Source organism: Nocardiopsis sp. MT53, assembly GCF_019598965.1.
Classification (GTDB): Bacteria; Actinomycetota; Actinomycetes; order Streptosporangiales; family Streptosporangiaceae; genus Nocardiopsis; species Nocardiopsis changdeensis.
The window spans coordinates 4,141,416-4,163,276 of the sequence record NZ_CP080599.1 but is presented as its reverse complement, the minus strand read 5'-3'; the positions used below and the strand labels follow the sequence as shown (position 1 = coordinate 4,163,276).

General features: G+C 74.6%; 19 protein-coding genes. 13 read left to right on the top strand and 6 right to left on the bottom strand.

Annotated features, from left to right (window positions below; translation table 11 throughout):
• Nucleotides 1-4: 4 nt before the first annotated feature.
• Nucleotides 5-1,603: an MFS transporter gene (locus K1J57_RS18610; RefSeq protein ID WP_220559831.1), complete on the bottom strand. Its 1,599-nt coding sequence runs from the start codon at nucleotides 1,601-1,603 to the stop codon at nucleotides 5-7.
• A gap of 414 nt (nucleotides 1,604-2,017) precedes the next feature.
• Between K1J57_RS18610 and panB the strand changes: the two genes are divergently transcribed.
• Both panB and K1J57_RS18600 read left to right on the top strand, forming a co-directional pair.
• Nucleotides 2,018-2,863, top strand: coding sequence for a 3-methyl-2-oxobutanoate hydroxymethyltransferase (gene panB, locus K1J57_RS18605; protein ID WP_220559830.1), 846 nt, complete (start codon nucleotides 2,018-2,020; stop codon nucleotides 2,861-2,863).
• Nucleotides 2,864-3,058: 195 nt separating this feature from the next.
• The gene (locus tag K1J57_RS18600) at nucleotides 3,059-4,099 is read left to right on the top strand and encodes an LLM class F420-dependent oxidoreductase (protein ID WP_220559829.1); all 1,041 of its coding nucleotides are present in this window, start codon (nucleotides 3,059-3,061) and stop codon (nucleotides 4,097-4,099) included.
• Nucleotides 4,100-4,154: 55 nt separating this feature from the next.
• Here the strand turns inward: K1J57_RS18600 and npdG are convergent, their stop codons facing one another.
• Together npdG and K1J57_RS18590 are read right to left on the bottom strand one after the other, a co-directional pair.
• Complete coding sequence (gene npdG / locus K1J57_RS18595; protein WP_220559828.1) at nucleotides 4,155-4,850, bottom strand: NADPH-dependent F420 reductase; 696 nt, start codon at nucleotides 4,848-4,850, stop codon at nucleotides 4,155-4,157.
• A 46-nt stretch (nucleotides 4,851-4,896) separates the two neighbouring features.
• Nucleotides 4,897-5,085: a hypothetical protein gene (locus tag K1J57_RS18590; protein WP_220559827.1), complete on the bottom strand. Its 189-nt coding sequence runs from the start codon at nucleotides 5,083-5,085 to the stop codon at nucleotides 4,897-4,899.
• Nucleotides 5,086-5,191: 106 nt separating this feature from the next.
• Here K1J57_RS18590 and map point away from each other — a divergent pair, with 106 nt between their 5' ends.
• From map to K1J57_RS18545, 9 genes are all read left to right on the top strand, one after another.
• Complete coding sequence (map, locus tag K1J57_RS18585; RefSeq protein WP_220559826.1) at nucleotides 5,192-6,043, top strand: type I methionyl aminopeptidase; 852 nt, start codon at nucleotides 5,192-5,194, stop codon at nucleotides 6,041-6,043.
• Between the two features lie 44 nt (nucleotides 6,044-6,087).
• Entirely contained in the window at nucleotides 6,088-6,885 is a 798-nt protein-coding gene (locus K1J57_RS18580) for a HEAT repeat domain-containing protein (RefSeq protein WP_220559824.1), read from the top strand.
• Between the two features lie 60 nt (nucleotides 6,886-6,945).
• Entirely contained in the window at nucleotides 6,946-7,779 is an 834-nt protein-coding gene (locus K1J57_RS18575) for a M55 family metallopeptidase (RefSeq protein WP_220559823.1), read from the top strand.
• 71 nt (nucleotides 7,780-7,850) lie between these two features.
• Complete coding sequence (locus K1J57_RS18570; protein WP_220559822.1) at nucleotides 7,851-9,221, top strand: M20/M25/M40 family metallo-hydrolase; 1,371 nt, start codon at nucleotides 7,851-7,853, stop codon at nucleotides 9,219-9,221.
• A 60-nt stretch (nucleotides 9,222-9,281) separates the two neighbouring features.
• Nucleotides 9,282-10,259: an LD-carboxypeptidase gene (locus tag K1J57_RS18565; protein ID WP_220559821.1), complete on the top strand. Its 978-nt coding sequence runs from the start codon at nucleotides 9,282-9,284 to the stop codon at nucleotides 10,257-10,259.
• 140 nt (nucleotides 10,260-10,399) lie between these two features.
• A complete protein-coding gene (locus K1J57_RS18560; RefSeq protein WP_220559820.1) occupies nucleotides 10,400-10,666 on the top strand; it encodes a helix-turn-helix domain-containing protein in 267 nt (88 codons plus the stop codon).
• Between the two features lie 84 nt (nucleotides 10,667-10,750).
• On the top strand, nucleotides 10,751-12,001 hold the full coding sequence (locus K1J57_RS18555; RefSeq protein WP_255646419.1) for a sulfotransferase: 1,251 nt from the start codon (nucleotides 10,751-10,753) through the stop codon (nucleotides 11,999-12,001).
• A gap of 514 nt (nucleotides 12,002-12,515) precedes the next feature.
• Entirely contained in the window at nucleotides 12,516-14,483 is a 1,968-nt protein-coding gene (locus K1J57_RS18550) for an acyl-CoA dehydrogenase (protein ID WP_220559819.1), read from the top strand.
• A gap of 91 nt (nucleotides 14,484-14,574) precedes the next feature.
• Nucleotides 14,575-15,216 (top strand): PadR family transcriptional regulator, encoded by a 642-nt coding sequence (locus K1J57_RS18545; RefSeq protein WP_220559818.1) that lies wholly within the window; start codon nucleotides 14,575-14,577, stop codon nucleotides 15,214-15,216.
• 303 nt (nucleotides 15,217-15,519) lie between these two features.
• On the opposite strand, the gene K1J57_RS18540 is transcribed toward K1J57_RS18545, so the two are convergent.
• The 3 genes from K1J57_RS18540 to K1J57_RS18530 form a co-directional block, all read right to left on the bottom strand.
• Complete coding sequence (locus tag K1J57_RS18540) at nucleotides 15,520-16,359, bottom strand: ABC transporter permease (protein WP_220559816.1); 840 nt, start codon at nucleotides 16,357-16,359, stop codon at nucleotides 15,520-15,522.
• A 364-nt stretch (nucleotides 16,360-16,723) separates the two neighbouring features.
• Nucleotides 16,724-17,785: an ATP-binding cassette domain-containing protein gene (locus tag K1J57_RS18535; RefSeq protein ID WP_220559815.1), complete on the bottom strand. Its 1,062-nt coding sequence runs from the start codon at nucleotides 17,783-17,785 to the stop codon at nucleotides 16,724-16,726.
• A 124-nt stretch (nucleotides 17,786-17,909) separates the two neighbouring features.
• Nucleotides 17,910-18,719 carry a glyoxalase gene (locus K1J57_RS18530; RefSeq protein ID WP_370634444.1) on the bottom strand — a complete coding sequence of 270 codons (810 nt, stop codon included), beginning with the start codon at nucleotides 18,717-18,719 and terminating at the stop codon, nucleotides 17,910-17,912.
• A 254-nt stretch (nucleotides 18,720-18,973) separates the two neighbouring features.
• On the opposite strand from K1J57_RS18530, the gene K1J57_RS18525 reads away from it, so the two are divergent.
• Together K1J57_RS18525 and K1J57_RS18520 are read left to right on the top strand one after the other, a co-directional pair.
• The gene (locus tag K1J57_RS18525; RefSeq protein WP_220559814.1) at nucleotides 18,974-20,344 is read left to right on the top strand and encodes an MFS transporter; all 1,371 of its coding nucleotides are present in this window, start codon (nucleotides 18,974-18,976) and stop codon (nucleotides 20,342-20,344) included.
• A 107-nt stretch (nucleotides 20,345-20,451) separates the two neighbouring features.
• Nucleotides 20,452-21,792 carry a GH1 family beta-glucosidase gene (locus tag K1J57_RS18520; protein ID WP_220559813.1) on the top strand — a complete coding sequence of 447 codons (1,341 nt, stop codon included), beginning with the start codon at nucleotides 20,452-20,454 and terminating at the stop codon, nucleotides 21,790-21,792.
• The last annotated feature ends 69 nt before the right edge of the window (nucleotides 21,793-21,861 follow it).

The following is a 21,861-nucleotide window of genomic DNA, read 5'->3' as shown; positions in this document are numbered from 1 at the left end:
CCACTCAGCCCTGGCCGTCCGCCTCGGGCGCGGGCGTGCGGGGCCCGTCCGCGGCCTGGTGCGCTCCGGCCTCGCGCGGCATCCACACCAGCACGATGACCACCCCGACGGCCGCGCAGCACAGCGACACCAGCGCCGCCGCGTGCAGCCCCGACAGGAACGCCTCCTTGGCCGGTGCCACCAGCGCCGCCCCCGCCTCGCCCAGGCTCCGGGCCACGGCCATGGTGGCCTCGATCGACTCGCCCGCCGCGTGCAGCCCCGGGTCGCCCGGGTGCGCGGCGGCTCCCTCCTGCGCGGCGGCCTCCTCCAGGGCCGGGGTGATGTCCGCCCGGTAGCGGAAGGAGATGACCGCCCCCAGCACCGCGACGCCCATGGCGGTGGCCACCTGGCGGACGGTGTTCTGCATCGCCGAGGCCGCGCCCGCCTTGCCCGGCGGCACCGACGAGACGATCGCGTCGGTGGACGGGGTGAGGACCACCGCCATGGCACTGGCCTGGGTGAAGAAGAAGACCAGGATCAGCCAGAGCGGGGTGTCCGCCTCCAGCAGGGTGAAGAACGCCAGGCTGGCGCAGACGATGAGGATGCCGGTGGCGGCGACGGCGCGCGGCCCGAACCGCCGGACCAGGTTGGGGCTGAGCGGAGCCAGGAGCATCTGGCCGACCGCGGCCGGGAGCACCAGCAGCCCGGCGACGAACGGGCTGAACTCGCGCACGCTCTGCCAGTAGAAGCTCATGAAGAAGATGAGCCCGGACATGCTGAAGAACATCAGCATGACGGTGGCCATGGCGACGCTGAACCGCGGGTTCCGGAAGAACCGCACGTCCAGCGACGGGTTCTCGGTGCGCGACTCGTGGAACAGGAACAGGGCGACGACCGCCACCCCGCCCAACAGGCTGCCCCACACGTCGGGCCCGGCCAGGGAGGAGCGCTCGCCCGCGGTGATGATGCCGTAGATGAGCAGGACCAGGCCCGGGACGGACAGCAGCACCCCGGGGACGTCCAGGCGGCCGGGGGCCTCGTCCCTGGACTCCGGGACCAGGAAGTACATCAGGGCCAGGCCCAGCAGCACGAACGGCACGTTGACGAGGAAGATCGACCCCCACCAGAAGTTCTCCAGCAGCAGGCCGCCCGCCGACGGCCCGATCGCCATGGCCAGCCCGACCGAGCCCGACCACAGGCCGATGGCGCGGCCGCGCTCCTCGGCCGGAAAGACGGCGGTGATGATCGACAGGGTCTGCGGCATCACCATGGCGGCGCCGAAGCCCATCACCGCGCGGGCGGCGATGAGCTGCTCGGGGCTCTGGGAGTAGGCGGACAGCGCCGAGGCCGCGCCGAACACCGCGAGCCCGGCGGTGATCATCCGTCTACGCCCCCACCGGTCGCCCAGGACGCCGAAGGTGAACAGCATCCCGGCGAAGACCAGGGTGTAGGAGTTGATCGCCCAGGCCAGCTCGGACTGGCTGGCGCCGACCCCGAGCTCGGGGTCGGAGAGGGTGCGCAGGGCGACGTTGAGGATCGTGTTGTCCGCGACGAGCACCAGCAGGCAGATGATGAGGACCGCCAGTCCGCCCCACCGCCGTCGATAAGCCGTCCCAGCGTCCACGTGAGCACCCTCGTTCTCCACGAACCCGTCCGCGCGCGGGCGGACGACCCGCCCGACGGGATCGCCATGGTAGCGGCCGGGCCCTTCCGTCCCCGCGGCGCGCTCCCGGTGACCGCGTCCGCCCGGCGGGGGCGGGCGGCGTGACGCACGCCCGTCCGAGAGAGAGGGCCACGGGGGAAGTTCCCGCCCCGGGTCCCGGTTGTATCCCGAAGGAAGCGGACGCGCGCGACCGTGCGATGATGCACACACGGCACGCGGGCCCGGCCCTTCCCACCGCCGACGGCGGCGGCCGGAGCCCGACCGCCCCCGGCCCCGCGGGGCCGCACATCCGCCGCGTCCGCGCGGCGCACATCTATTTCGTCCACACGTCCGGGGACACCCACGCGGTGCTTCGAGACAACGGAGGAAGACATCATGAGCACCACTGACAAGACCCCCTCCGCCCTGTACGGCGGGGTCACCAACCGGCGCGTCACCATCCGCGACCTGGCCGCCGCCAAGCGGCGCGGCGAGACCTGGCCGATGCTGACCGCCTACGACGCCCTCACCGCGCGGGTGTTCGACGAGGCGGGCATCCCCGTCCTCCTCGTCGGCGACTCGGCGGCCAACGTCGTGTACGGCTACGACACCACCGTCCCGGTCTCCGTGGACGAGCTGGTGCCCCTCACCGCCGCGGTGTCCCGCTCCACCAAGCGGGCGCTGGTGGTGGCGGACCTGCCGTTCGGCTCCTACCAGGGCTCCCCCGAGCAGGCCCTGGCGACCGCCTCCCGGTTCATGAAGGAGGGCGGCGCCCAGGCCGTGAAGCTGGAGGGCGGCCACGCCGTCGCCCGGCAGGTGGAACTGCTCGTTTCGGCGGGCATCCCGGTGATGGCCCACCTGGGCCTGACCCCCCAGTCGGTGAACACGCTGGGCGGGTACCGGGTGCAGGGCCGCGGCGAGGCCGCCGCCGCCCTGCTCAAGGACGCCAAGGAGCTGGAGCGGGCGGGCGCGTTCTCCGTCGTCCTGGAGTGCGTGCCCAGCGACCTGGCCGCCCAGGTCACCGAGCAGCTGGGCATCCCGACCGTGGGCATCGGGGCGGGCAAGGCCACCGACGCCCAGGTGCTGGTGTGGCAGGACATGGCCGGGCTGAGCCCGCGGGTGGCCAAGTTCGTCAAGACCTACGCCAACCTGCACGACACGCTGCGCGACGCGGCGTCGGCGTTCGCCGACGAGGTCGTCAACGGGGTCTTCCCCGACGCGGAGCACTCGTACGCGAGCTGACCCGCGGGGCGTCCCCCGCAACGGACGCCGGCCGGGGCACCCGCCCCGGCCGGCGTCCGCCGTGTACGGGCGGTCCGGGCATCGGGGTGCCGGATTCATGTGAGGCGGGACACGAACCGAATCGTACTCGGGAGTAGAGTCGCCTCATATCCCAGCACCTACGCGGGCCGGGGCACCCGGCCCTTGGGAGGACGCATGCGCATCTCGATGCCGCTCCAGTACGCGGGCGAGCCCAAGGCCGCGGTCGACCAGGTGGTCGAACTGGAGAAGGCCGGGCTGGACACCGTCTGGGTCGCCGAGGCCTACGGCTTCGACGCCGCCACCCTCATGGGCTACATCGCCGCCCGGACCGAGACCGTGAACATCGGCTCGGCGATCCTGCCCCTGTACACCCGCACCCCCACGCTCATCGCGATGACCGCCGCGGGACTGGACCACCTGTCCGGCGGCCGGGCGATCCTCGGCCTGGGCGCCAGCGGCCCGCAGGTCATCGAGGGCTTCCACGGCGTCCCCTACGTCAAGCCGCTGGCCCGCACCCGCGACACCATCGAGATCTGCCGCAAGGTGTGGAAGCGCGAGGAACGCCTCACCCACGACGGCCCGGTGTTCCGGCTGCCGCTGCCCGCCGACCAGGGCACCGGCCTGGGCAGGCCGCTCAAGATCATCAACCACCCCGTGCGGTCCGAGATCCCGATCTACGTGGCGTCCCTGGGCGTCAAGAACGTGGAGATGACCGCCGAGATCGCCGACGGCTGGCTCCCCCACCTGTTCATCCCCGAGAAGGCCGGCACCGTGTGGGGCGAGGCCCTGGCGGCGGGCGGGGACAGGCGCGACGCGTCGCTGGGCGGGCTGGAGATCGCCGCGGGCGGCCTGCTCGCCATCGGCGAGGGCGAGGACACCAAGAAGCTGCTCGACCTCGTGCGCCCGATGATCGCCCTGTACGTCGGCGGCATGGGCGCCAAGGGCAAGAACTTCTACAACACCGTCGCCCGCCGCTACGGCTACGAGGAGGCGGCCGAGAAGATCCAGGACCTGTACCTGGACGGGAAGAAGGACGAGGCGGCCGCCGCCGTCCCCGAGGAGTTCGTGGAGCTGACCAACATGGTCGGCCCCGAGTCGTACGTGCGCGAGCGCGTGGAGGCGTTCCGCACCGCCGGGGTCACCAGCCTCAACGTCATCCCGGTGGGCGAGGACCCGGCCGCGCTCATCGAGAAGGTCAAGGGCTGGGTGTCCTGACCCGGACGGGGCGCGGCGCGGGGCCGGGGGCGCTCCCCCGGCCCCGCCGCGGTGTTCACAGGCCGGTGATCCGGATCCCCGCGTGGGTCTTGTAGCGGCGGTTGACCGCGATGAGGTTCGCGGTGAGCGCCTCCACCTGGTGGGCGTTGCGCAGCCGCCCGCCGAACACCCCGCGCACGCCCGGGATGAGCTCGGCCAGGGCCCGCACCGTGTCGGTGGCGGCCCGGTCCTCGCCCAGCACCAGGACGTCCAGGTCCACGGTCTCCACCTCCGGGTCCAGGAGGATCACGGCGGAGACGTGGTGGAACGCCGCCGTGACGGTGCTGTCCGGCAGCACCGCGGCGGCCTGCTCCGCCGCGCTGCCCTCGGGCACGTCCAGCGCGAACGGGCCGCGCTTGTCGAAGCCGAGCGGGTTGACGCAGTCCACCACGAGCTTGCCCGCCAGCGGCCCGGCCAGGGACTCCAGCAGCTCCCGGTGCCCGTCCCAGGGAACGGCCACGATGACGATGTCGCCCTCGGCCGCGGCGGAGGCGTTGTCCAGGCCGCGGACGTCGATGGCGGCGGACTCGGCCTCCACCAGCTCGCGGGCGGCCTTCTCGGCGCGCTCGGCGCTGCGCGACCCCAGGTACACGGTGTGCCCGGCCAGGGCGAACCGGCGGGCCAGCCCGCGCCCCTGGTCGCCCGTCCCGCCCAGGACGGAGATGGTGCGCCCGGTGATGTCGGTGGTCTCAGGTGTGCTCACTTCGGTCATGCGCCGATCCTGTCAGAACCGGGTTCGGAATCCGGTGCGCGCCCCCTCACCACCCGTCCTTCTCGTCCTCGTCCTCCCAGTCGCTGTTGCGCTCGGCGGCGATGGTCAGCGCCCGCGCCGCCGTGGCCTCGTCCGGATAGGGCCCCAGGCGCTCCCGGTTGGGGCAGCCGGCCCCGTGCTCGACGGTGTTGTGCCTGAGGCAGTACCACCAGCCGTCATCCTGTACGTCGGCCACCGCGTCCGCCTTTCCTCGTTCCTGGTCGGTCACCTACCCGGGCGGGGGTGTTCCTCACACCCGCGCGGCCTCTGCCGGCCGGCGCCACGAACTACAATCCGTGTCCATGACTACTCCGCTGGTTCCCGGGCGCATCTCGCCACAACGTTCGGTCCCCTCCCACATCGTCCGCCCCGAGTACGTCGGGCGGAAGCACCCCGTGGAGGGCGTCCTGGGCGACGTGCAGACCCCGGAGACCATCGAGCGGATGCGCGTGGCGGGGCGGATCGCCGCGCAGGCGCTGGAGGAGGTCGGCAGGCACGTCGTGCCGGGGGTGACCACCGACGAGCTCGACCGGATCGGCCACGAGTTCCTGCTGGACCACGGCGCCTACCCGAGCACGCTGGGGTACAAGGGCTACCCCAAGTCGCTGTGCTCCTCGCTCAACGAGGTCATCTGCCACGGCATCCCGGACGACACGGTGGTCTCCGACGGCGACATCGTCAACATCGACATCACCGCCTACAAGGACGGCGTGCACGGCGACACCAACGCCACGTTCCTGGCCGGGAACGTGTCCGAGGAGCACCGCCTGCTGGTGGAGCGCACCCGCGAGGCCACCATGCGCGCCATCAAGGCGTGCCGCCCGGGGCGGCGGATCAACGTGATCGGCCGGGTCATCGAGTCGTACGCCAAGCGGTTCGGCTACGGGGTGGTGCGCGACTTCACCGGGCACGGCGTCGGCCCGGAGTTCCACTCCGGCCTGGTGGTGCCGCACTACGACGACCCGCGCGCGGACACCGAGATGGTGCCCGGGATGACGTTCACGATCGAGCCGATGATCACCCTGGGCGGGGTCGACTACGACATGTGGGACGACGGCTGGACCGCCGTGACGGCCGACCGCAAATGGACGGCCCAGTTCGAGCACACCCTGGTCATCACCGACACCGGCGCGGAGATCCTCACCCTCCCGTAGCCGCCGTCCCCCGGCTCCCCTCCCAGCGCACCCCCGGAGGTCCCGTGGCGCGGTTCGTCCACCTGGCGCCCGCCGCGGCCGCCCGGCGCGCGGCGCGGTCCGGGCTGCGCGCGAACCCCGGGCGCGACGGGCAGCGCGGGGTGTACTGCTTCCCGGTGCTGCCCTCCTACACGCTCACCCACCAGTGGCTGCGCGAGCTGTCCCGCTGGAAGGACGCCCGGGGCATGGCCGCCGTGCACCTGCTGCTGCCCGACGGCGAACCCGTCCTGGTCGGGCACTACGGCGGCCCCGGGCGCCGGACGACCGCGGCCGGGGCCGTGGGCGCCGTCGCCGCGCTGGAGGACCCGCGCGGCTGGGAGGTGTTCGTGCCCCGGGCGGTGACCGCCCGGGAGGTGCGCGCGGTCCGGACCGTGCGCCGCGGGGTCGGCTGGCGCTACCTGCCCGGGGCCCACGGGCGGCCGCCGTGCACGTGCGCCGGCTGCCCGGTGCGCGGCGCGTACGGATCGCGGAGACTGCTCGAACGCAGGCCCCATCCGGCGGACGGCCCCTGGCCGCCGCCCCGGGTGCTGCTGGAGCGCATCGACCGGGCGTCGGCCGACGGCGACGCGGCGGCGCTGTGCGCGGCGCTGGAGGGGTTCGGCCACCGGCGGCGCGGTCCCGTGGACCGGCTGCTCCCGCTGGCCGGCCACCCCGACCCGCGGGTGCGCTCCGCCCTGGTGTGGGCGGTCTGCGGGTGGTCCACCCCCGGCACCGGCGACCTGATCTCCCTGCTGGCCGCCGACCCCGACCCCGGCGTGCGGGAGGCCGCCGGGGACGTCCGGGAGATCCGCGGGGACCGGTAGTCCGGGCCTGTTCCGGCGATGTCTGGCGCGGTCAGTGCGGTGGGGGCTAGTGTCGGGCGGGTGAAGATCCTGATCTCCGCGGACATGGAGGGCGCCACCGGCGTCACCTGGCCCGCCGACTGCGAACCCGGCACGGAGCAGTGGCAGCGCTGCCGGACGATGTTCACGGGCGACGTCAACGCGGCGATCGCCGGGCTGTTCGACGGCGGCGCCACCGAGGTCCTGGTCAACGAGGCCCACTCCACCATGCGCAACCTGCTGCTGGAGGAGCTGGACGGGCGCGCCACCATGATCACCGGCCGCCACAAGGAGCTGTCGATGGTGGAGGGCGTCCAGCACGGCGACTGCGACGGCGCCGTGTTCCTGGGCTACCACTGCGGCGCGGGCGAGGAGGGCGTGCTCGCCCACACCTACCTCCCCAACGCCGTCACCGGGGTGTGGCTGGACGGGGAGCCCGCGAGCGAGGGCCGGCTCAACGCCGCCGTGGTCGCCGAGTACGGCACCCCCGTCATCCTGGTCACCGGCGACGACCGCGCCTGCGAGGACGCCGAGACCTACGCCCCGTTCGCCCGCACCGTCGCGGTCAAGGAGTACGTGAGCCGGTACGCGGCCCGCTGCCGCCCGCCCGCGCGCACCGCCGAGGACATCCGGCTGGCCGCGTCGAAGGCCACCCTGCTCGCCGGGCGCCTGGACCCCGCGGAGCCCGCCGCCCGGGCCGTGGAGGTCGAGGTGGACGCCGCCCACCTGGCGCAGGCCGCCGCCCTCGTCCCCGGGGTCACCCGGACCGGGGCGCGCCGCGTCCGCTACACCTCGCCGGACGCCTACGAGATGATCCGCTGCTTCAAGACCGTCACCACGATGATCTCCCAGGCGATGGAGCAGGACTACGGCTGACCGGCCGCCCCGCGTCCACCTCCCGGACCCGCACACCCTCCCGCACCGCAGAACCGCAGAAAGGCCGCGCCGTGGCCCCCACCTCCTCCGCCACCGACACCGCCCGGGCCGGTGAGGACGCCGTCGTCCTCACCCGGGGGCTGATCCGCCGGGACTCCACCAACCGGGGCGGGGGCGAGGGGGACGAACGGGCCGCCGCCGAGTACGCGGCCGAGGCGCTGACCGACGCCGGGCTCGCCCCGGTGGTGCTGGAGTCGAAGCCGCGCCGGGCCAACGTGGTGGCCCGGGTGCCCGGCACCGACCCGGACGCGCCCGCCCTGCTCGTCCACGGCCACCTGGACGTGGTGCCCGCCGACGCCGCCGACTGGACGGTGCCCCCGTTCTCCGGGGAGATCGCCGACTGCCCCGTCACCGGGCTGCCCGCGCTCTGGGGGCGCGGCGCCGTGGACATGAAGAACACCGTCGGCATGGTCACCGCCGTCGTCCGGGAATGGGCCCGCGCCGGAGTGCGTCCGCGCCGCGACATCGTGCTGGCGTTCGTCGCCGACGAGGAGGACAGCTCCGAGCACGGCGCCGAGTTCCTGGTGCGGCGGCACGCCGACCTGTTCGAGGGCTGCACCGAGGCCGTCGGCGAGGGCGGCGGCGAGACCGTGTACGCCCGCGGCGCCGACGGGCGGACCGTGCGGCTGTACCCGGTGGGGGCCGCCGAGCGGGGCAGCGCCTGGCTGACGCTGCGCGCCGCGGGCACCGCCGGGCACGGGTCGCGCCCACCCCGGGACAACGCCGTCGCGAGCCTGGCCGAGGCGGTCGTGCGGATCGCCGGCCACCGCTGGCCGCTGCACCCCACCCCCGTGGTGCGGGCCGCCCTGGACGGCATCGCCGCCGCCCTGGGGGTGGAGCGTACCCCTGGGGACGCCGACACCGACGAGGCGGTGGAGGCGCTGCTGGCCCGGCTGGGCACGGCGGCCCCGCTGGTCTCCCCCGCCCTGCGCAACAGCGCCGCGCCCACGATGCTCTCCGCCGGGTACAAGGTCAACGTGGTCCCGGGCGAGGCCACCGCGGGGGTGGACGGCCGGGTGCTGCCGGGGGCCGCCGCGGACTTCGAGCGCACGATGGACGCGCTCACCGGGGACCGGGTGTCGTGGGAGTACGCGCACTCCTCGCCGCCGGTGTCCGCCCCGGTGGACTCGCCCGCGTTCGCCGCGCTGCGCGCCGCCCTGCTGGAGCAGGACCCCGGGGCGCACGTGGTGCCGGTGTGCCTGTCCGGCGGGACCGACGCCAAGGTGTTCGCGCGGCTGGGGATCGACTGCTACGGGTTCTCGCCGTCCTGGCAGCCGGAGGGCCTGGACTACACGGGGCTGCTCCACGGGGTGGACGAGCGGGTGCCGCTGGAGGGGCTGCGGTTCGGGGTGCGGGCCCTGGACCGCTTCCTGCGGGCCTGAGCGGCCGAGCGTTATGGGTGGGCGCGCGCCGTCAAGGCGGGCGCGGCGATACCGGGATCCATGAGGGGGGAACACGTGACGGAACCGACGGCGGTGGCCGACCGGGGGGTGGCGGCGGGGGTCCGGCCGCCGCGGCTGCGCAGGGGCGACCGGGTGCGGCTGGTGGCGCCGTGCAGTCCGGTCCCGGAGCCGATGCTGGAGACGGCGGCCGAGGAACTGCGCCGCTGGGGGCTGGCCGTGGAGTTCGGGGCGCACGTGCGCGACCGGCACCCCGTGCTGCCGTACCTGGCGGGCGAGGACGCCGACCGGGCCGCCGACCTCCAGGAGGCGTGGTGCGACCCGGACGTGGCCGCGGTGTTCTGTGTGCGGGGCGGGGACGGGGCGCACCGGACCCTGGACCTGCTCGACTTCGCGGCGCTGCGGGCGGCCGCCCCCAAGGCGCTCATCGGGTTCAGCGACGTCACGGCGCTGCACGAGGCGTTCGCGGTGGAGCTGGGCGTGGCGACGGTCCACGGGCCGGTGATCGGTACCAAGTACTTCGTGGGCGACCCGGTGGCGCAGGAGGAGCTGCGCGTGACCCTGTTCGAGCCGGAGCGGCGCACGGTGCTGACCTCGTCGGGCGCGCACGCGCTGGTGCCCGGGCGCGCCGAGGGGGTGGTGTTCGGCGGGAACCTGAGCCTGCTCAACGACGGCCTGGGGACGCCGCACAGCCGGGCGTCGGCCGCCGGGGGGATCCTCATGCTGGAGGACGTCGGCGAGGACGTGGCGCGGGTCGACCGGATGCTCACCCACCTGCTGCGCACCGGGTGGACGGACGGCCTGGCCGGTGTGGTGCTGGGCACGTGGACCGACTGCCCGCCGGACCCGGGGGCGATCGCCGACCTGATGCGCGACCGCCTCGCCCCGCTGGGGGTACCGGTGCTGTGGGGGCTGGAGACGGGGCACTGCGCCGCCCAGCTGACGGTGCCGCTGGGCGTCCCGGCCCTGCTCGACGCCGAGAACGGCACCCTGGAGCTCGCCGTCCCCGGCCTGGCCTGAGCCGGCCGGTGCCGGGCGCGGCGCCCGGCACCGGCCGCGCGGCTGGTCGGGCGGCCCGGGACCGCCCGTCCGCGCCCTCGGGACCGGCGATCGGATACCTATACCGGCGGAATCCGGGGCGGGAGTCTAGACTCGACGGCATGGTGAGAGAGCCGCTGACCCAGACCCAGATCGAACGCGGACGCCTGCTCGGCGGGCTGCTGCGCAGCGCCCGCGCCGACCGCACCATGGTGGACGTGGCCCGGCAGGCCGGGATCTCCGTGGAGACGCTGCGCAAGATCGAGGGCGGGCGCATCCCCACCCCCGCCTTCTTCACCGTCGCCGCCATCGCCGCCGCCCTCGACCTCTCCCTGGACGACCTGCTGCGCCGCGTGGACGACGCCGCCGCGGCCCCGGTGAGCGCCTGAACGAGGGCCCTTCCCCCTCTTTCGCCGGCGCCCGCCGCCGTGGTCTGATCCGGTGGCCGCACGTCCGCGACCGAAGGAGGACCAGTGGAGAGACCGTCTCAGAGCGTGCGCCCCGCGTGGTGGCTGGAACCCGTGAACGCGCTGCTCGCCCCGTTCGAGGGGCGGTCCGGGGACGGGGGGTCCTTCGACGCCGCGCTGCGGGCGGCCTCCTCCCGCAGCGGCCTGCCCCGGCTCCCCGACGAGCCCTTTTTGTCCGACCTGAAGGTCCTCCACGACGCCTGGCAGACGTCGCCCGACCTCACCCCGGTCGGCCGGTTCGCCCTGCGGAGCGAGATCCGGCGGCGGCTGGAGACGCGCCTGCGCATGCTCCACCTGCTCGACGCCCGCCCCGAAGTCGCCGCCGAGACCGTCGACCGGCCGGTGTTCATCACCGGCCTGCCCCGGACCGGCACCACGTTCGGGCACGGGCTCCTCGCCCGGCACGTCCGGGGCCGCGCCCCGATGCTGTGGGAGCTGCTGAGCCCGGTCCCCGACACGGGCAGGCCCGGGGAGCGCACGGTGGGCAGGCGCGAGCGCCTCGCCTCGGCCCGGACGCAGATCCGGGGCATGAACGCCCTGGGCCCGGGCTTCGCGACGATCCACCCCATGCACCCCATGGAGCCGGAGGAGTGCGTCTTCCTCCTGCCGCACGGCCTGAACAACCACGTCCGCGCCCCCGTCCCCGGCTACCGCGCGTGGCTGGAGCGGCGCGACGCCACCCCCGACTACGTCTACCTCAAACAGCAGCTCCAGGCGCTCCAGTGGGGGCGGCCCGCACGGCGCTGGGTGCTCAAGTCCCCGCTGCACCTGCCCAACCTGGACGTCCTGCTGTCGGTCTTCCCCGACGCGGTGGTGGTCCTGACCGACCGCGACCCCGCCCGGGCGATGCCGTCGTGGGCGAGCCTGACCGAGGCGGGGATGCGCCTGCACTGCCGCGGGGTGGACCCGCGCCGGATCGGCCGCGAGTGGCTGGACATCTGGGCGCGGGCCGCCGAGCGCGCCCGGGCCGTGCGGCGCGGGAGCGCCCCCGAACGCTTCCTCGACCTGCCCTACGACGAGCTGACGTCCGACCCGCTCGGCGCGGCCGAACGCGTCTGGCGGAGCCTGGGCGAGGAGTTCGACGCGGACAGCCGGGCCCGCACGCTCGCGTACACGCGGCGGGACCGGCGCCGGAACCCCGGCGGCCACAGGTACGGGCTCGACCGCTACGGCCTCACCGCCGGGGAGATGCGCGCGGCCTTCGGCCCGGACCCGACCGGCTCCGCCGCCGCCCGCGCGGCCGCCTCCGAAGGCTGAGGCCCCCGGGACCGCCGGGCCGGCGGTCCCCTCGCGGCCCCGGCGACCCGCGCGGACGCCTCCGGTGGCCGAGGCGTGCCAGGGCCACCGCCCCGGCAGTCCATGCGACCGTACGGGGACGGCCGCCCGCACCGGCGTGCCCGGTGGCCAGGACGCACCGGGGCCCGTGGCCGCGTGAGGAGGGCCCTTGCGGTCCGCACGGGCGTCTCCGGAGGTTGAGCCGCCCCGAGACCGGCGGCCCTCGGGCGGCGGTCCCTGCGGCCGCACCGGACGGCCGCCCACGCGGGCTTCTCCGGCAGTGAGACGCACCGGGGCCGCCGGACCTGCGATCCCCGCACGGACCCCGCGACCCGCCCGGGGTGGGCCCCGGGGCGGCGGACCTCTCCGGTCCGGCGCGGAACCCTGGGGCTAGGTTGGGATCACACGCCCGTACCGGGCGTGTTCCCGACCCCTCCGGCCGCGCGGGTGGTAGGCACGAGGGGGCCGCGTCGACGAGGACCAGCAGGGGGAAGACATGAGCGAACAGGCGTTGCGGGTGGACGAGGCCGAACTCCGCGGCCTCCTGGACGGCCGGTGGGCCCACGTGCGCGAACGCGTCCGGGACGTCCTGCGGGGAGAGCTGTACGCCCCCGTGTACGGCCTGTCCGTGGAGGAGCACCGCGAGCGCACCCTGAAGCAGCTGCTCGCACTGGCCGAGACCGACCTGCCCGCGTACGGCTTCCCCGCCTCGGTGGGCGGCGCGGACGACATCGGCGCCTCCGTGGTGGCCTTCGAGATGCTCGTCGCCGACCTGTCCCTCATGGTCAAGATGGGCGTGCAGTGGGGCCTGTTCGGCGGGGCGATCCGCGCCCTGGGCACCGAGCGGCACCACACCGAGTACCTGCCGCGGGTCATGTCGGTGGAGCTGCCCGGCTGCTTCGCGATGACCGAGACCGGCCACGGCTCGGACGTGCAGAACCTGCGCACGACGGCCACCTACAACCCGGTCACCGAAGAGTTCGTGATCGACACCCCCGACGAGTCGGCGCGCAAGGACTACATCGGCAACGCCGCCCGGGACGGCCGCATGGCGGTCGTGTTCGCCCAGTTGCACGCCGACGGCGAGGAGCACGGGGTGCACGCCCTGCTCGTGCCGATCCGCGACGAGCACGGCGACCCGATGCCCGGGGTGCGGATCGAGGACTGCGGCCCCAAGGCCGGGCTCAACGGCGTGGACAACGGGCGGCTGTGGTTCGAGGGCGTGCGGGTGCCCCGCGCCAACCTGCTCAACCGGTACGGCACCGTGGCGCCCGACGGCACCTACTCCAGCCCCATCCAGAACCCCAACCGGCGGTTCTTCACCATGCTGGGCACGCTGATCCGCGGCCGCATCAGCGTGGCCGGGGGCGCGGGCGGCGCCGCCAAGGCCGCGCTGGCCATCGCGGTGCGCTACGCCGACACCCGGCGCCAGTTCACCCGGCCCGGCGTCGACGGCGCGCCCGAGCAGGAGGTGCGCATCCTCGACTACCTGGCGCACCAGCGCAAGCTGCTGCCCGCGCTGGCCCGGACCTACGCCCTGCACTTCGCGCAGGAGGAGCTGGTGACGCGGCTGCACGAGCTGTCGCGGGCACCGCGCCGCGACGAGCACGCCCAGCGTGAGCTGGAGTCGCGGGCGGCGGGGCTGAAGGCCGTCTCCACCTGGCACGCGACCGCCACCATCCAGACCTGCCGGGAGGCGTGCGGCGGTGCCGGGTACCTGTCGGAGAACCGCATCCCGCAGCTCAAGGCCGACTCCGACATCTTCACGACGTTCGAGGGCGACAACACGGTCCTGCTGCAGCAGCTCACCAAGGGCCTGCTGACCAACTTCCAGGACTCGTTCGGCGACCTGGACACGATGGGGCTGGCCCGGTTCATGGCGGGCAGGGTGTTCGAGACGGTGATCGAGCGGACCGCGGCGATCCCGCTGATCGACCGGCTCATCGCGGCCTCCCCCGGACGCGACGGCGCCGACCTGTACAACCGGGGCTGGCACCTGGAGCTGTTCGAGGACCGGGAGGAGCACATCATCGAGGGCCTGGCCGGGCGGCTGCGCCGCGCCGGGAAGGACGGCGGCGACGCGTTCGAGGTGTTCAACCGGGCCCAGGACCACGTGCTGGCCGCCGGGCGGGCGCACATGGACCGGGTGGTGCTGGAGGCGTTCGTGGCCGGGATCGACCGGTGCGGCGACAAGGCGACGGCCAAGCTGCTCAACCGCGTGTGCGACCTGTACGTGATGTCCGTGATCGAGGAGGACCGCGCCTGGTTCCTGGAGCACGAGCGGCTGTCGACGGCGCGGACCAAGGCGGTGACGCGGGCGGTGGACGACCTGTGCCGGGGGCTGCGGCCGTACGCGGTGCAGCTGGTCGACGCGTTCGGGCTGCGCGACGAGTGGCTGGCGGCGCCGATCGCGCTGGGCTCCGAGCACCGGCGGCAGGGCGACACGGCCCCGGCCCGCGGGTGACCGGGGGTGCGGCCCTGGGCGCGGGCCGCACCCGTCGGATAGAGTAGTCAAAGTTGATTAGCATTCCGTTGCCGAACGGGGAGGGTGTGGCATGTCGGCCATCCGGCTGCTGGTCCTGGGGGCGGTCCGCCTGCACGGCCGGGCGCACGGCTACCAGGTGCGCAACGACCTGGAGTTCTGGGGCGCCGACGAGTGGTCCAACGCCAAGCCGGGGTCGGTCTACCACGCCCTGAAGCAGCTGGCCAAGCAGGGCCTGCTGCGCGCGCACGACACCGCGCCCTCCACCGCGGGCGGCCCGCCCCGCACCGAGTACGAGATCACCCCGGAGGGCGTCGAGGAGTACTTCTCGCTGCTGCGGCGGGCGCTGTCCGCGCACGACGAGCGGCGGGACATGCTCTCGGCCGGCCTGGGGTTCATGGTGGACCTGCCCCGCCACGAGGTGGTCGAGCTGCTGAGCGTCCGCGAGGAGGGGCTGAAGGCCTGGCAGGACTCGGTCAGCAGCCACTACATCCCCGACGAGTACGCCGACACCATGGGCCATATCGGCGAGATCATGGGCATGTGGCTGGCCGTGGGCCGCGCGGAGGCGGAGTGGACGCGGCGGCTGATCGAGCGCATCGAGACGGGCGCGCACTCGTTCGCGGGCGAGGGCGGGAACCCCTTCGAGGGCGTGTTCGCCGAGGACAACCCCGAGCTCATGGCGGCCTGGCGGATCGGCGAGCCCCCGGCCTGACCCCGGCTCCCGGGGGGCGGTGCCCGGGAGGAGCCGGGGCACCCGGAGCGGCGTGCGCGGCACGGGAGAACGCCCGGGAGTCCGGTAAGCGAAACGCAGGACGCGGACGGGAACTCACGGGAACCCGGTAGGCGAAACGTGGGGCGCGGCCAGGGGCTCCCGGGGGCCCGGTATACGGAGCGCGGGGCGTGGGCGGGAACGCACGGGCGCCCGGGGGCGGACAGGTCGTCCTCCCCCGGGCGTCCAGGTACGGAGCGGGTGTCCGCGGGATCCGGTCGGACCCCGCGGATGCCCACGGCCGGGTCAGCGGGACAGGGACCGGAATCGGGCCGCGGCCATCGGGCAGGCGACCAGGAGCAGCAGCACCGGCCACAGCACCGCCAGGAACAGGGCGTTCTCCGCCGCCCAGGAGGTGCCCGCCGCGCCGGGGTTGCCGAACAGGTCGCGGACCGCGGTGGCCGTCGCCGACATCGGGTTCCACTCGGCGACCGCGCCCAGCCACCCCGGCATGGCCTCGGGGGAGGCGAAGGCGCTGGAGGTGAAGGCCACCGGCCACACCAGGATCTGCACCGCCATCACCAGTTCCGGCCGCCCCACGACCAGCCCCAGCCAGACGCCGCAGGCCAGCATCGCGGCGCGCAGCAGGAGCAGCAGGCCCACCGCGCCCAGTGCCGCGCCCAGGCTGCCGTGCCAGCGCCAGCCGAGGGCGAAGCCGGCGGCGAGCACGATGAGCAGGCCCGCGACGGACTCCAGGAGGTCGGCGACCCCGCGCCCGACCAGCACGGCGGTGGAGGCCATGGGCAGGGAGCGGAACCGGTCCAGCACCCCGCGCTCCAGGTCACGGGTGATGGCGGTCATCGTGCCCTCCAGGCCGAACGCCATGGTGAGCACCAGCAGGCCGGGGACCAGGAACTCGGTGTAGTCGCCGCCGCCGGCGACGGTCATGCTCCCGCCGAGGAAGAGCGCGAAGAGCACCAGCATCATCACCGGGAAGAGCAGCCCGATGACCGGGCCCCACGGGTTGCGGGCCCAGCGGGCGAACTCCCGGCGGGTCATCGTCCAGGAGTCGCCCGCCCAGCGGGCGAGGGCTCCGAGTTCCTCCTCGTGCGCCCGGGCGTCGTACAGGTCGGTCGTGCGTGTCATGTCCTTCTCCGATCGTCGTCAGCGGCCGGGGCCCGCCCCGGATGTCCGTCCCCGCCCCCGCCGGGCAGGGCGCCTCCCCCGTCCCGCAGGGAGTTGCCCCCGGCAGCCGGGGCGCCGTCCCAGCCGGTCAGGCCCCCGCTCCCAGGGGGCAGGGCACCATCGCCATTCCGCGGGGTGCCGGTCTCCCGGTGCAGGGCACCTCCCCCGCCCCGTGAGGCACCGCCCCCGCCGGCCGGGGCGCGGTTGCGGCCCCACCGGGCACCGCCCCTGCCGGGCAGGGGCCGGTCGCGGGTGGCCTCGCGCGGGTCCGGGCGGGTGCCGGAGCGCGCGGGGCGGAGCCGCGGGGCCGGGGTGCGCGGGTCGGTCACGTGGTGCCCGGGGCGGCGGGGACGCCCGCGGCGGGCGAGGCCGGGGCCCCGGCGGCGTCCGCGGGGGGCTCGGCGGGGGATCCGGTGAGGCGGAGGAAGACCTCGTCCAGGGTGGGGCGGCGGACGGCCAGGTCCTCCGCCTCGATCCCCTCCGCGTCCAGCGCCCGGACGGCGCGGGCCAATGCGCCCCGCCGGTCGGCGACCGGGAGGCTGATGCGGCGTGCGCGCTCACCCTCCCCGGACGACTGGTCAAACTTGACCAGTTGGTCAAGGTCGAACGCGCCGGAGCCGCCGAAGAGGCGTCCCAGCACGACGGCGGCCTCGGCCAGGCGGCCCGGGTCCGCGATGACCACGTCGAGCCGGTCGCCGCCGACCATCCCCTTGAGCCGGTCGGCGGTGCCCTCGGCGATCACCCGGCCGCCGTCGACCACGCTGATGAGATCGGCCAGCTGGTCCGCCTCCTCCAGGTACTGGGTGGTGAGCAGCACCGTGGTCCCCGCGCCCACCAGCGAGCGGACCGACTCCCACACCTCGGTGCGCCCGCGCGGGTCCAGGCCGGTGGTCGGCTCGTCCAGGAACAGCACCGCCGGGTCGACGATGAGCGAGGCCGCCAGGTCCAGGCGGCGGCGCATGCCCCCGCTGTACCCGGACACCGGGCGCTTGCCGGTGTCGGCCAGGCCGAACCGCTCCAGCAGTTCGCCGGCGCGGGTGGCGGCCCGGCGGTCGCCCAGGTGGTGCAGGCGGCCGAACAGTTCGAGGTTCTGCCGCCCGGACAGCTCCTCGTCCAGTGCCGCGTGCTGGCCGAGCAGCCCGATGCGGCGCCGGACGTCGCGCGGCCGGGTGGCGACGTCGACCCCGTCCACCTCCACCCGTCCCCGCTGCACCCGCAGCAGGGTGGCCAGGGTCCGGACCAGCGTGGTCTTGCCCGCGCCGTTGGGCCCCAGGATGGCGTGCACCGTCCCCCGCTCCACGGTCATGTCGAGACCGTCCAGCGCACGCGTGTCGCCGTAGGCCTTGTGCAGCCCTTCCACCAGAACGGCGGGCTCGCTGTTCTCCATGGACCCTCCCCATGACTGATCAAGTTTGACTACCCGGAGGAGGGTACTGCCCACCCCGCCCCCTAGTCAAACTTGATTACCTGATGTTCTTCAAACGTCCGGCCCACCGGCGGCGCGGCGCCGCTCAGTCGGACAGCCAGCGCCGGAGCTCGCCGGCGTTGCGGAGCTCCGCCTCGACACGGGCCCGCTCCGCCTCCGTGAGCCCGATCCCCCGCAACTGCCCGATCCACTCGGCACTCCGCTCCTTCTCGCCGAGCGGGACGGACAGCTCGATCAGCATCGCCAGCGCCATCGCCCGTTCCACGGGCGGAGCCCCGTCGCCGTGCCTGCGCAGCCCCGACTTGAGGAAGCGCCAGGCCATCCGGTCGTCGAGCTTGAAGTCGCGGATGATGCGGGCGCCGTCCAGGACGCGGGCCAGGCCCTCCAGATCCGGCGACCCCCCGTACTCCAGGTCCTCGGGCTCGTCTCGCTGGATGACCATGATCGAGTTGCCCGAGGGGTCCATCACCGTGAACCGGCTCGCTCCGGGCCGGTAGCGGGTGATCCGGGGCAGCCCCCGGGTCGGCACCCGCCCCTTGGCCGCACGCACGGACGCCACCAGCGCCGCGTGGTAGGCGGCCACGTCGTCGACCAGGACCAGGCAGCCGCCGCTCTCCTCCAGCGCGGGGTCGAGCCCCTTGGGCGCCCGCCCGTAGTGCAGGTGGATTCCGCTCCACTGGAACGCGAGGTAGAGGTAGGGCCGGTGCTGCCGGTAGGTCACCTCGAACCCGAGGGACTGGAAGAAGTCCAGCGTCTCCTCCGCCGAGACACACGGCAGCAGGGGGATCGTGGTCTCGTTCGGGCGCACCCCCGGCGGCGCATCCCGCACCGCCGGCCCGCCCTCCTCCACACTCCCGCCGATCCCGCCCCCGGCCTCCGCGACGCCTTCGCCCACGACCCCTCCTTCGCCACACCACTCCCCCTGGCACCACGAGACCCGAAAGCCCGGCCACCCCGGCCCCGCAGTCCGCAGCCGGGCCATCGACGCCCCGACACACAGGAGTGATCAAATTTGATCAGTGGTGCGAGCCTAGACCACACCACTCCCACTAATCAACTTTGATCAATCGCGGGAAATGCCGCCTCGGACTTCCACCCGTGCCTGTGACCCACCTAACATGAAGACAATTCACGTTAGGCAGGTGATCCGTGCGCACACCCCCGGCGCCCCCGCCCTCCGAACGCCCCGGCCCCGCCGACCCGCCCCCCGGCACCGGCACCGCCCCCGACACCGCGGCCACCTCCCCCGCCGGGGCCGCGACCACCTCCGAACCGGTCCCCGAGGCCCTCGCCGAGCCCGCCTCCCCCGTCGGCGCCCTGTGGGTGGCCGGGATCAGCCTGGCCAACCTCGGCATGTGGATGGCGTTCTTCGGCCCCCTCCAGGTCCTCCTCCCCGAGCAGGTCGGGGCGATCGCCCCGGAGGGCAAGGAGACCGCCCTGGCCTGGGTCACGGGAGTCGGCGCCCTCGTGGCCACGCTCGGCACCCCCCTGGCCGGGGCGCTGTCCGACCGCACCACCGGCCGCCTGGGCCGCCGCCGCCCGTGGGTGCTGCTGGGCGCCGTCCTGGGCGGGATCGGCCTGACCGTCCTGGGCCGCCAGGACAGCGTGGCGGGCGTCCTCGTCGGCTGGTCGCTGGTCCAGGCGGCCCTGTCCCTGCTCAACGCCACCCTGCTCGCCGCCGTCCCGGACCGCGTCCCGGTCCGCCAGCGCGGCGCGGTCTCCGGCTGGGTCGGCATCCCCCAGTCCGCGGGCGTGGTGGTCGCCGTGGTGCTGGTGACCGCGGTGGTCACCCGCGTCGCCCCGGGCTACACGCTCATCGGCGTGCTGCTCATCGCCTGCGCCCTGCCCTTCGCCCTGCTGTCCCCGGACCCCCCGCTGCCGCGCGGGGCCCGCCCGCCCTGGCGCGACCTGGGCCGCGGCTTCTGGGTGTCCCCGCGCCGCCACCCCGACTTCGCCTGGGCCTGGCTCACCCGGTTCCTCATGCAGACCGGCAACGCCATGTTCACCCTCTACCTGCTGTACTTCCTGCGCGACGGCATCGGCTACGAGGAGCTCTTCCCGGGCTCCTCGGCCACCGACGGCCTGCTCCTGCTGATCCTGGTCTACACGGCCGCTGTGGTGGCGACCACCGTGGTCGCGGGCGTGCTCTCCGACCGCTGGGGGCGCCGCCGCGGACCGGTGTGCGTGTCCGGCGCGGTGTGCGCGCTCCCGGCGTTCCTGGTGGCGCTGTTCCCGTCCTGGCCGATGACGATCGCGTGCGCGGTGGTGCTGGGCGTCGGGTTCGGCATCTACCTGTCGGTGGACAACGCCCTGGTCACCGAGGTCCTCCCGGCCGCCGAGGGCCGCGCCAAGGACCTGGGGATCGTGAACATCGCCAGCGCCGGCCCGCAGGTGATCGCCCCGGCGCTGGCCGGCCCGATCGTGGTGTACCTGGGCGGCTACCCGGTCCTGTACACGGTCTGCGGCCTGCTGACCCTGCTGGGCGCCGTCCTGGTGTGGCGCATCAAGGGGGTGGCCTGACCCGCGCCCCCGCCCGTACCCCGTACCCCTGTCCCCGCCCTCCCCGGCCGGTCTCCGCTTCCGGACCCGGCACCGGAGGGCACCCGTGCACGAAAGGCGGATCCGTTATGTCGTCACCGTTCCTGTGGGGTGTGGCCTCGGCCGCGTTCCAGGTGGAGGGGGCCCTGGCCGAGGACGGCCGCGGCCCGTCGGTCTGGGACACCTTCGCCGCCCGCCCGGGCGCCGTCCGCGACGGCCACAGCCCGGCCGTGGCCTGCGACCACTACCACCGCTGGCAGCAGGACGTGGACCTGCTCGACCGGCTGGGCGTGAACGCCTACCGCTTCTCGGTCGCCTGGCCGCGGGTGGTGCCGCAGGGCACCGGGCCGGTGAACAAGGCGGGCCTGGACTTCTACGACCGGCTGGTCGACGCCCTGCTGGAGCGGGGCATCACCCCGTTCCCGACCCTGTTCCACTGGGACCTGCCCCAGGCCCTGGAGGACGCGGGCGGCTGGTCGTCGCGGGACACCGCGTCGGCGTTCGCCGACTACGCGGCGGTGGTCGCCGACCGGATGGGCGACCGGGTCCCGCGGTGGATCACCCTGAACGAGCCGGTGGTCCACATGGCCTACGGGCACGCGTTCGGGACCCACGCCCCGGGTCACGCCCTGGAGGTCCCCGGAGTCCTGGCGGTGGCGCACCACCTGCTGCTCGCCCATGGCCTGGCCGCCGCGGAGCTGCGCTCGCGCGGCCTGGAGGCCCTGCTCACCAACAACCTGAGCCCGGTGCGCGGCCCCCAGGACCCGACCGGGGCCGACCTGGCGGCGGGGGCGGCCTACGACGCCCTGCACAACCGGCTGTTCACCGACCCGGTGCTGCTGGGCTCCTACCCGGACCTGTCGGCGTTCGGCGCGGCGGAGGTGCCGGGGGTGCGCGAGGGGGACCTCGGGGTCATCGCGGGCAGCGCGGACGGCATCGGCGTCAACTACTACAACCCGAGCCTGGTCCTGGCGCCGGAGGAGGGGGCGGGGCTGCCGTTCGCGCTGGGCGAGATCACCGGGGTGCCCACGACGGCGTTCGGGTGGCCGGTGGTCCCCGAGGGGCTGACCGACACGCTGGTGGGGCTGTCGGAGAGGTACGGGGAGGCGCTGCCGCCGCTGTACGTCACCGAGAACGGCTGCTCCTGCGAGGACACCGTGGTCGACGGCCGGGTCGCCGACCCCGGGCGCATCGCCTACCTGGAGTCGCACATCGCCGCCGTGGACGCGGCCCGCGCGCGGGGAGCGGACGTGCGCGGCTACTTCGTGTGGACGCTCACCGACAACTTCGAGTGGGCGGAGGGCTACCACCAGCGGTTCGGCCTGGTGCACGTGGACCACGAGACCCAGGTCCGCACGCCCAAGGACTCCTTCGCCCGCTACCGCGACATCATCGCCGCCCGCACCGGGGCGCCCGACTCCCCCGCCTGATCGCCCCGGGGCGCGGCCGACCCACCGGCCGCGCCCCGGCCCGCACCGGAGGCGCATACGTGTCGGCGG

Excerpts from the sequence above, each read along its gene's own strand:
- panB (WP_220559830.1), top strand. The coding sequence starts at position 2,018 with ATGAGCACCACTGACAAGACCCCCTCCGCCCTGTACGGCGGGGTCACC.
- K1J57_RS18600 (WP_220559829.1), top strand. The coding sequence starts at position 3,059 with ATGCGCATCTCGATGCCGCTCCAGTACGCGGGCGAGCCCAAGGCCGCG.
- npdG (WP_220559828.1), bottom strand. The coding sequence starts at position 4,850 with ATGACCGAAGTGAGCACACCTGAGACCACCGACATCACCGGGCGCACC.
- map (WP_220559826.1), top strand. The coding sequence starts at position 5,192 with ATGACTACTCCGCTGGTTCCCGGGCGCATCTCGCCACAACGTTCGGTC.
- K1J57_RS18565 (WP_220559821.1), top strand. The coding sequence starts at position 9,282 with ATGAGGGGGGAACACGTGACGGAACCGACGGCGGTGGCCGACCGGGGG.
- K1J57_RS18560 (WP_220559820.1), top strand. The coding sequence starts at position 10,400 with ATGGTGAGAGAGCCGCTGACCCAGACCCAGATCGAACGCGGACGCCTG.
- K1J57_RS18550 (WP_220559819.1), top strand. The coding sequence starts at position 12,516 with ATGAGCGAACAGGCGTTGCGGGTGGACGAGGCCGAACTCCGCGGCCTC.
- K1J57_RS18545 (WP_220559818.1), top strand. The coding sequence starts at position 14,575 with ATGTCGGCCATCCGGCTGCTGGTCCTGGGGGCGGTCCGCCTGCACGGC.
- K1J57_RS18540 (WP_220559816.1), bottom strand. The coding sequence starts at position 16,359 with ATGACACGCACGACCGACCTGTACGACGCCCGGGCGCACGAGGAGGAA.
- K1J57_RS18535 (WP_220559815.1), bottom strand. The coding sequence starts at position 17,785 with ATGGAGAACAGCGAGCCCGCCGTTCTGGTGGAAGGGCTGCACAAGGCC.
- K1J57_RS18520 (WP_220559813.1), top strand. The coding sequence starts at position 20,452 with ATGTCGTCACCGTTCCTGTGGGGTGTGGCCTCGGCCGCGTTCCAGGTG.